Source organism: Pseudomonas graminis (assembly GCF_004364335.1).
GTDB classification, from domain to species: Bacteria; Pseudomonadota; Gammaproteobacteria; order Pseudomonadales; family Pseudomonadaceae; genus Aquipseudomonas; species Aquipseudomonas graminis_D.
Genome location: NZ_SOCR01000002.1, coordinates 551327 through 561041, shown reverse-complemented (window position 1 = coordinate 561041; position 9715 = coordinate 551327). Strand labels below are relative to the sequence as shown.

10 protein-coding genes are annotated in these 9715 nt (G+C 62.6%); 4 read left to right on the top strand and 6 right to left on the bottom strand.

Translation table 11 applies throughout. The features are described 5' to 3' along the window. Window positions 1-862 precede the first annotated feature (862 nt). The 4 genes from EC919_RS04975 to fhuF are packed head-to-tail and all read left to right on the top strand — an operon-like array spanning window position 863 to window position 3691. On the top strand, window positions 863-1063 hold the full coding sequence (locus EC919_RS04975) for an MbtH family protein (protein WP_074885105.1): 201 nt from the start codon (window positions 863-865) through the stop codon (window positions 1061-1063). A gap of 34 nt (window positions 1064-1097) precedes the next feature. Beyond that, on the top strand, window positions 1098-2090 hold the full coding sequence (locus EC919_RS04970) for a TauD/TfdA family dioxygenase (RefSeq protein WP_133771755.1): 993 nt from the start codon (window positions 1098-1100) through the stop codon (window positions 2088-2090). A gap of 11 nt (window positions 2091-2101) precedes the next feature. Beyond that, the gene (locus EC919_RS04965; protein ID WP_133771752.1) at window positions 2102-2935 is read left to right on the top strand and encodes a N(5)-hydroxyornithine transformylase PvdF; all 834 of its coding nucleotides are present in this window, start codon (window positions 2102-2104) and stop codon (window positions 2933-2935) included. Between the two features lie 42 nt (window positions 2936-2977). After that, on the top strand, window positions 2978-3691 hold the full coding sequence (gene fhuF / locus EC919_RS04960) for a siderophore-iron reductase FhuF (RefSeq protein ID WP_133771750.1): 714 nt from the start codon (window positions 2978-2980) through the stop codon (window positions 3689-3691). A gap of 206 nt (window positions 3692-3897) precedes the next feature. Here the strand turns inward: fhuF and EC919_RS04955 are convergent, their stop codons facing one another. From EC919_RS04955 to EC919_RS04930, 6 genes are all read right to left on the bottom strand, one after another. Next, a complete protein-coding gene (locus tag EC919_RS04955) occupies window positions 3898-5130 on the bottom strand; it encodes a sugar MFS transporter (RefSeq protein WP_133771748.1) in 1233 nt (410 codons plus the stop codon). 187 nt (window positions 5131-5317) lie between these two features. Next, on the bottom strand, window positions 5318-5680 hold the full coding sequence (locus EC919_RS04950) for an L-rhamnose mutarotase (protein WP_133771746.1): 363 nt from the start codon (window positions 5678-5680) through the stop codon (window positions 5318-5320). Then, on the bottom strand, window positions 5677-6453 hold the full coding sequence (locus EC919_RS04945) for an SDR family oxidoreductase (protein ID WP_133771744.1): 777 nt from the start codon (window positions 6451-6453) through the stop codon (window positions 5677-5679). The genes EC919_RS04950 and EC919_RS04945 overlap by 4 nt, the downstream gene beginning before the upstream one ends. Continuing rightward, a complete protein-coding gene (locus EC919_RS04940) occupies window positions 6450-7343 on the bottom strand; it encodes an amidohydrolase family protein (RefSeq protein ID WP_133771742.1) in 894 nt (297 codons plus the stop codon). Before EC919_RS04940 ends, EC919_RS04945 begins: the two co-directional genes overlap by 4 nt. A gap of 162 nt (window positions 7344-7505) precedes the next feature. After that, window positions 7506-8783, bottom strand: coding sequence for an L-fuconate dehydratase (locus EC919_RS04935; RefSeq protein WP_133771740.1), 1278 nt, complete (start codon window positions 8781-8783; stop codon window positions 7506-7508). Window positions 8784-8863: 80 nt separating this feature from the next. Further along, a complete protein-coding gene (locus EC919_RS04930) occupies window positions 8864-9709 on the bottom strand; it encodes a fumarylacetoacetate hydrolase family protein (protein WP_133771738.1) in 846 nt (281 codons plus the stop codon). Between the last annotated feature and the right edge of the window lie 6 nt (window positions 9710-9715).

The following is a 9715-nucleotide window of genomic DNA, read 5'->3' as shown; positions in this document are numbered from 1 at the left end:
AAACCGAGTGGGAAAAGACTGATTATGCCGTATGGATGCGGTCAGAGAGGGGGAGCAAGCTCCCCCTCTGGACTTTCCCCGGACACTAGTGACGCTCTGCGTGGGCATGCATCCTGTGACGCTCCGCGTCACCCCACCGAAACGGGACGCGGAGCGTCACGGGCGGTGTTACCACGCAGAGCGTGGGAACGATCACAAACCTCTTCGCGAGCAAGCTCACTCCCACCTGTCGCTCGCTGACTGAACGCGTTTTTCTGTAGGAGCCGGCTTGCTGGCGAATGCGTTGGGTCAGAAACAAAGACGTCGAATGACACACCGCGTTCGCCAGCAAGCCGGCTCCTACAGAGACCGCGTAAATCCGATGATTTGCCGTTGCCGTTGCCGTTGCCGTTGATAACGATCAACTGAAACACCCGCACACCCAGTGGGACCGGCTTCAGCCGGGAAGCTTTTGATTTGCCCTCGATCTGCTTTTGATCTTCCTACACAAAAAGCCCAGTCACCGCCAATCGCGACTTTGGTGCAGGCTGAACGCAGGTTTTGCGCAGTGGGCCGAGCCGCATGGATGCGGCGAGAGCGCCGTCAGGACATGGATGTCCGTTCGGCGCGGGCCCACGGAGCAAGACCGGAGTGAGGGTATTCCGACGAAGGAGGAACCAAACCGAGAGCAGGCACCCTTGGTTACTTGGGGTGCTTTTCCAAGTAACTCGCCGAAGGCGAAACGATCTGCCGTTAGGCAGATGCTTGTGATCTCCAAGCTCTTAAAGATTTTAAAAAAAACCACTAACCATCCCGCCCCCTCATTCGTCTTCCAGGTAAGGCGCGCTTACCTGCGCCGTTCCAACACCACGAGGGATTACACATGAGCTTCGACAGCGAAAACACACAATTCCGGGTCGTCATCAACCACGAAGAACAGTACTCCATCTGGCCCGACTACAAAGCCATCCCGGACGGCTGGAAAAGCGTCGGCGTCGAAGGCGACAAACAGACCTGCCTCAACCACATCGAAACCGTCTGGACCGACATGCGCCCCCTCAGCCTGCGCAAGGCCATGGCCTGAACCCACCCCCTTCAGCCCCAGGAGCGTTACGCCCATGAACATGCGCATGCTCACCCCCGAACGCCTGCGCCTTGAAGCCGGCTTCCCCCTGCGTGTCCAGCCCGGCCAGACCGGCGTCTCCCTGTCTGCCGAATTCGAGGCCCTGCGCAGCGTCGTCGACCACGCCCTGGAACGCGACGGCGCCATCCTCTTCAGCGGCTTCACCCCCGAAGGCGTCGAAGGCTTCCAGCAATTCGCCGCCTCGTTCGGCCACCCGCTGCTCAACTACGAATTCGGCTCCACCCCGCGCAGCCAGGTCGATGGCAAAGGCGTCTACACCTCCACCGAATACCCGGCCCATCGCTCGATCCCGCTGCACAACGAACAGGCTTACACCACCGAATGGCCCATGCGCATCTTCTTCTACTGCGCCAAAGCCGCCGTCAGCGGAGGCGAGACACCGATTGCCGACAGCCGCCGGGTGTTCCAGCGCATCAGCCCGGCGTTGCGCAAACGCTTTGAAGAAAAGCGCCTGATGTACGTGCGCAACTACGGCAACGGCCTGGACCTGACCTGGCAACAGGTCTTCAACACCGAGCGCCACAGCGACGTCGAAGACTACTGTCGTCCGCGTGGCATCCAGTGCGACTGGAACGAGGACGGCGACCTGCGCACCCGCCAGTTGGTGCAAGGCGTCGCCCAGCATCCGCGCACCAAAGACTGGGTCTGGTTCAACCAGGCGCACCTGTTCCACCTGTCGAACCTGGACGAGGAGATGCAGGAAATCCTCCTCGACACCGTCGGCGAGGAAGGCCTGCCGCGCAACGTCTACTACGGCGACGGCAGCCCGCTGGAGGCCGACGCGCTGGCGGAAATCCGCGGCGTGCTGAGCGAATGCGAAGTGGTCTTCCCGTGGCAGACCGGCGATGTGCTGATGCTCGACAACATGCTCACGGCGCACTCGCGCAAGCCGTTCAGCGGCGAACGAAAAGTCGTGGTCGCCATGGCCGAAGGCGTCAGCGGCAACACCCTGCACACCCTTTCCTGAGTCCGATATTCATGCAGAAAACCAAGCTTGTTTACGTCTGGTCGTTGCGTAATGCAGCGGCGGACAAGGCCGGTCAATACGTCGATTACCACGGCGAGCAGCGTTACATGACCTCGCCACTGGAGTACCTGGTCAAGGCGCTCAACGACACCGCCCTCGGCGATCACTACTCCCTGGAAGCGATCATCTACGACGAAAACCCCGAATCCGCACGGGACCGCGAGAGCATCAAGGACTATGGGTTCAAGCCGGGTCAGGGCGAACACTGGTTCTACCCGGCGGGCCTGACGGTGCAGGGGCGCAAGGTCGATGACCTGCTGGAAAACGTGCCGTCGAGCTACCGCGCCTTGCCCCTGGGCGACAGCGCACGGCCGGCCGGCAAGTCGGATTTCGAGCGACGCCTCGGCGAGCGCTTGCACGCACTGGGCGCCGACATTGTGGTACTCGACGGGCTGCTGGTGATCCTCGACGAACTGGTGCGCGAGGGCGCTGATTTCCATCGGCGCATCTTCAACGTGCACCCGGGCATCACGCGCCTGGAGTCGCCTTACGAACGACGCGGCGCCTATGCCACCCTCGACGCGCTGTACGGCGCCCGGGGCAAGAAAGTGGTCGACTGGACCACGCGGGAGATGGTCGACATTCCGGTGGTGAACATGACCGGCGCGTCGTTCCACTACGTCGACACCGGCATCGATTCCGGCGAGGTGGTGTTCGACGTGCTCGACACGCCCATCGCGCCGGACGACACCATCCTCGAACTGCGCTGGAACAACTTCAACAACAGCCTGTTCCCCGCGCTGGAGCAGGGATTGTGGGTGCTGGCACGGCAGCAGTCCCATTGACCGTGCCCGGTTGAACAAACCGCCAGCGCAGCGAATCGCCCCATGATTCCTGCGCTGGCGCCGCTGTTTATTGCCGATTTCGAGCACTACCGTGACGTCCTGGTGCTGCCCGACGATCCCCGTGAGGGCGTGCCTATGCGCACGGTTCTGACCGGCAAATACCTGGACGACATGCTCGGTCGGCGCGGCACTGCCTATCCCGACAGCGACCCGCGCGGACTGGCGTCGATCTGGAGCAAGCACTACTTCATCAAACTGATCCCACCCGTAGTCGCGGCTTCGCTGATCCTCGACCAGCGCCTGCCGCTGCACCTTGATCACCTACAACTGATACTCAACGACGATGGCCTGCCTGCCGGATTCAAACTGCCTGACGCGGGACAGCGCTGGATGCCCGGCCCGGAGGATGCGTTCGAGCGTTTCGATGAATTACTCGAACATCACCTCAGGCCCTTCATCGACATCTTCGCCCGACATGTGCGCCTGTCCCCGAAAGTGCTGTGGAGCAACGCCGGCAACTATTTCGAGTGGCTGTTGGGCGTGCTCGAAAACGCGATGCCCCATGGCGATATGAGTCACGGTCATCAGTTGCTCAACGCGCAACTTCTACCCGACGGACGCCGCAATCCGTTCTACCAACCCGTGCGCTACCTCAAGGTCGAAGGGCAAGACGAACCAAAGCGCCAACGCCGCGTGTGCTGCATCCGTTACCGGGTAAACGGCCTCGACTACTGCGCCAACTGCCCGCTCTCCTGACTGACCGCGTACACATTGTGCGACCGGCTTTAGCCGGGAACGCGTCAGTGGTCACACCGCAAAAGTGAGGCTGCTGCCACTGGCCTCTTCCCGGCTAAAGCCGGTCCCACAAAGGCGTCGCGCACACCGATTGGGACTGGCTGAAACCTGATAGTAGGACCGGCTTCAGCCGGGAAGGCGTCAGTCGCCACACCGCAAACGCGAGATCACACCTCCCGCCCACGCAACCCGCTGCGTCCATAAAACGCCACCACCACAAAACACCCCAGCGGCAGCAGGTACGCCAGCGCCGTTGAGAAGTGATCCGCCACCAGTCCCATGAAATACGGCATCAGCGCGCCGCCGACGATGGCCATGATCAGGAACGAGCTGCCGCGCTTGGTGTGGGGGCCGAGGTTTTTTACGCTCATGGCGAAGATGGTCGGGAACATGATCGACATGAAGAAGAACACCGCGACCAGCGCCACCACCGACACGCTTTCCACGCCGCTGACCACCACCGCGCACAACGCAACGTTGATCCATGCGTAGACCATCAACAAGCGCTGCGCCGGGATGCGACCCATCAGCCAGGTGCTGAAGAACCGTCCGCACATAAAGCAGATCATCGCCACCGACAGCAAATAGGCGGCGCTCTGGCTGGTCATGCTCGCCCAGTGCTCGGTGACGTAGTTGATGAAGAACGCGCCGACGCCCACCTGCGCCGCGACGTAGAAGAACTGAGTGACCACGCCGCCGACGAATTCGCGGTGCTGCCAGAGGGTCTTGCTGTCCTGGCGTTGAATGCTGGATTCCTGCTCGCGCAGATCGGGCATTGGGGTGCGGGCGAACAGCGCAGCGACCAGCAGGACGATGACGGCGATGACCACGTAGGTGGTTTGCAGCGAACTGTTGTCACTGCCGGCGTTGCTGCCGCCGAAGAACAGCGCGCCCCCCAGCAGCGGCCCGACGAACTGGCCGAGGCCGTTGAACGACTGCGCCAGATTGAGCCGACGTTCGGCGCCTTTCGGATCCCCCAGCACGGTGGCGTAGGGATTGGCCGCAGTTTCCAGACAACCCAGCCCCAGCGCGATGACGAACAGCGCAAACAGGAAGAACGGGAAGCTCGCCGCATTGGCCGCCGGCATGAACAACAACGCGCCGGCGGCGTACAGGCACAACCCGAGCAGGATCCCGGCCTTGTAGCCGAAGCGGTCCATCAACAGGCCGGCGGGCAGGGCGATGATGAAATACGCGCCGAAGTACGCAGCCTGCAGCAGCCCCGACTGAGCCTTGCTGACGTGCAGCGTTTCCTGAAAGTGCTTGTTCAGTACATCGAGCAGCCCGTACGACAGGCCCCAGAGGAAAAACAGGCTGGTCACCAGCATCAACGCCACCCGCACCGATGGTGCAGCGTGCCGGTACACCCCAGTCTGTACTTTGCTTTGTTTGGTCAACATAACGCTCTCCTTTTTGTTGTTGTTGAAGCGTGCTGCGTGATGAAGCGGATGTCTGGTTAACGCCGGGATCGAATCAATCCACGGACCTGTAGGAGCGCGCTTGCCCGCGAATGCGGTATGTCAGCCGCCCGTGATGTTGAATGTGCCGGCATAATCGCGGGCAAGCGCGCTCCTACCATTGAAGTGCTTAAGGCGGCTGATCCGACAGGCTGAACATCTGCGCCATCGGCTGCCACTTATTCCCCGGCTCGGTCCACGGCGTCGGCTTCTGAAATCGCCACATCAACGCCTCCCATTCCTGCACCCTGGGGTTGGCCGCCGACGCCTGATCCATCGCGTCGGCACTGAAGCCCGGCGCCGTGTCCATGACCATGAACAGCCGCGTGCCCAGTCGCCAGATCTGCATGTCCAGCACGCCCTGACTGCGCAGGTGTTCGGCAATCTCCGGCCAGATGCGCCGATGCAACTGCTCATACTCGGCAGTCAACGCCTCGTCATCGGCAAGGTCCAGCGCCAGACAGAACCGCTGCGCAACCTTCCCCGTATTCATGTCAGTGCCCGATCCAGATGCGTATAGCCGCCGTCCACCACCAGCCATTGCCCGGTGGTGTGGGACGCTCGTGGGGACAGCAGAAACAGCACGCTGTCGGCAATCTCCGTCGGCGTGGTCATGCGCTGGCCCAAGGGGATTTTTTCGACGATCTTCGCCAGCTTCGCTTCGGGGTTTTCGAAGCTGGCAATCCAGCGCTCATACAACGGCGTCATGACCTCGGCCGGAATCACCGCGTTCACCCTCACGCCATCGCTCAGCAACGAGGCGGCCCATTCCCGGGTCAGCGACAGTTGTGCGCCTTTCGAGGCGGTGTACCCGCTGGTACCGCCCTGACCGGTGAGGGCGGTCTTGGAGCCGATGTTGACGATGGCGCCCTGGCTGGCCTTCAGCGCGTCGACGCACAAATGCGCCATGACGTAGTAGTGGATGAGGTTTTTTTCCAGCGACTCGATGAACGCGCCGCGACCGGCCTCCAGCCCGACGTTGTCGTTGACCCCGGCGTTGTTGACCAGCCCGTCAATGCGCCCGAAACGCTCCAGCACCTGGCTCACCGCCGCCGCACATTCGGCCTCGTCGCGCAGTTCGACCTGGACGAACAGGGTCTGCGGCTGACGTCTGTCCAGCTCGGCGGCCAATTCGGCAGGCAGCGGCTGATTGGCGAAGATCACCGGGATTGCGCCTTCTTCGGCCAGCCCCAATGAGATGGCCGCGCCAATCCCCGAGCCGCCGCCGGTGACGATAATGATTTTGTCGTGCAGGTGCAGATTCATGGGCAGTTTCCTAGCAGGCCATAGAGGCGAATGGCGGTGCCGCCGCGCAGCGCGTCTTGCTCATCGACCGAGAGCGTGCTGATGGCGGTTTCAAACAATTGGTGGACGTCGCTGTAACGGCCGGCGAGCTGACAGACCGGCCAGTCTGAACCGAACATCAGCCGTTGCGGACCGAACAACTCCAGCGCCAGGTAGACATACGGCAGCAGCTCCACCGGGCGCCAATGTTGCCAGTCGGCTTCAGTGATGAGCCCGGACAGCTTGCAGGCGACGTGGGGCAGGGCGGCCAGCGGGGCGAGGCGATCGGCCCAGGCGATGGGGTCTTCCCGGGACAGGTCGGGTTTGCCGAGGTGATCGAGGATCAGGTGGTGCTGATCGTGCCGTCGGCAGAAGTCAGTGGCGGCGTGCAGGTCTTTGTCTTTTATCAGCACGTCGTAGGTCAGCCCGTGGGCTTGCAATTGCCCCATGCCACGGGCGAACGCCGGGTCTTGGAGAAACAGCGACGGCGCCGGCTCGTCCTGAACCAAGTGACGAAGGCCGACCAGTTTTTGCGCGCCTTTATGAGAGTCGCCCCAGCGCGAGAGTTGCGCGTCGACATCGTCCGCGCGCAGATCCGCCCAGCCGACGACGCCGAGAATCCAAGGGTGCGCTGCGGCGTGGGCCAGCAATGCGTCCGTCTCGCCGACGCTGTGCCGCGCCTGCACCGCGACGCAGCCGTCGATGCCGTGCTGATCGAGCAGCGGTTTCAAATCCTGCGGCAGAAAATCCCGCTGCAACGCAGCATGGCGCTGGTCAATCCAGGGGTAATCCCTGGCGTCGTAGGTCCAGAAATGTTGATGGGCATCCACCCGCAAGGGCGGTGCCGGTACGCTTGAGTGTCGGGACGACATTATTGTTGTACTCCGTCCGTTTCATGCCCTGGCAAATTCCTGCGCGGGCGGGCATTTGTAGGAGCCGGCTTGCTGGCGAATCAGGTGGGGCAGGCGACCCAGCAGCGTCTGAACGGACGCGTTCGCGGGCAAGCGCGCTCCTGCAAGGGTCCGGCGGTGTGCTCAGCCTTTGTACGCATACTGCGCCCGCGAAGCGGCTTTCATCTGGATCGAAAACCCCGGTGCGGCCGGCGCCAGGTAGGCCGCATCGCGAATCACGCAAGGGTCCTCGAAGTGCTCGTGCAGGTGATCGACGTACTCCACCACCCGACCTTCATGGGTGCCGGCGATGCACAGGAAGTCGATCATCGACAGGTGCTGCACGTACTCGCACAGCCCGACGCCGCCAGCATGGGGACAAACCGGCAGCTGGTATTTGGCGGCCATCAGCATCACTGCCAGCACCTCGTTGACCCCGCCGAGGCGGCAGGCGTCGATCTGCACCACGTCGATGGCGCCGCGCATGATCAGTTGCTTGAAGACGATGCGGTTCTGGCACATCTCGCCGGTCGCTACCTTGACCGGGTGGACGCCGAGACGAATCGTGCGATGGCCTTCGACGTCGTCGGGGCTGGTCGGTTCTTCGATGAACCAGGGCTTGGCGAACGCCAGCTCGCGGACCCAGTCGATGGCCTCTTTGACCTCCCAGACTTGATTGGCGTCGATCATCAAATGGCGATCCGGCCCCAGCACTTCCCGGGCGATGCGCACACGGCGGATGTCGTCCTGCAGATCCCGACCGACTTTCAATTTGATATGGGAAAAGCCGCCATCCACCGCTTCCTGACACAGCCGGCGCAGCTTGTCGTCCGGGTAACCCAGCCAGCCCGCCGAGGTGGTGTAGCAGGGGTAACCGTCGGCCAGTAGCGCTTGCAACCGTTGCGCCTTGCCCTCGGCGCGCTCGGTCAGCAGCGTCAAGGCTTCGTCTGGCGTCAGGCAGTCGGTGATGTAGCGAAAATCGATGCAGCGCACCAGCTGCTCCGGGGACATCTCCGCCACCAGTTGCCACACCGGCTTGCCCTCGGACTTGGCCCACAAGTCCCACGTCGCGTTGACCACCGCGCCGGTCGCCAGGTGAATCGCGCCCTTGTCCGGGCCGATCCAGCGCAACTGGCTGTCGCTGGTGACGTGGCGCCAGAAACGGCCCATGTCTTCGGCGATCCACTCCAGCTTCAAGCCAACCATTACGCCCGCCAGGGCCTTGATCGCGGCACAACAGATCTCGTTGCCGCGCCCGATGGTGAACGTCAGGCCGTGGCCCTGCAGGGTAGGGTGATCGGTTTCGAGAATGACGTAGGCCGCCGAGTAATCGGGGTCCGGGTTCATCGCGTCAGAGCCGTCGAGCAATTGCGAGGTGGGGAAACGAATGTCTTCGACGCGCAAGGCGGTGATGGTGGTCATGGCGGGTCCCTTTGGCATTGTTGTGGGCGTAAGCCAAGGCCCGCAGCCGCTCGTTGCGGGCCTTTCAATCGGTCAGAGCGTCAGGCGTCGACCGTCAACTGCTGTTGTTCACCCAACCCCTCAATGCCCAGACGCATGGTCTGGCCGGCACGCAGGAACACCGGCTCCGGCTTGATGCCCAGGCCCACGCCCGGCGGTGTGCCGGTGGAAATCACGTCGCCCGGCTGCAGGCTCATGAACTGGCTCAGGTAGCTCACCAGTTTGGGGATATGGAAAATCATGGTGCGCGTGTTGCCGTTCTGGTAACGCTTGCCGTCGACTTCCAGCCACAGGTTGAGCTGATGGGGGTCGGCGATTTCATCGCGGGTCACCAGCCATGGGCCGATCGGGCCGAAGGTGTCGCAGCCCTTGCCCTTGTCCCAGGTGCCGCCGCGTTCGATCTGGAATTCACGCTCGGAGACGTCATTGATCACGCAGTAGCCGGCCACATGCTCCAGGGCGTCGGCTTCGTCGATGTAGCGACCGCCCTTGCCGATGACCACACCCAGCTCGACTTCCCAGTCGGTCTTCTTCGAGTTGCGCGGGATTTCCACGTTGTCGTTGGGCCCGACGATGGCGCTGGTCCACTTGTTGAAAATGATCGGCTCTTTCGGAATGTCCGCACCGGTTTCTGCGGCGTGGTCGGCGTAGTTCAGACCGATGCAGATGAACTTGCCGATCTTGCCCACGCATGGGCCGAGGCGCGGAGTGCCCTCGACCAGCGGCAGGCTGTTGATGTCCTGGGACTGCAAGTGCGCGATGCTTTCCGGGCTCAGGGCGGTGCCCGACAGGTCGCCGATGAGATCGGTCAGATCGCGAATGCGGCCGTTGCTGTCCAGCAGGCCAGGGCGTTCTTGACCGGGTTCGCCGTAACGCAGCAATTTCATGGGGTG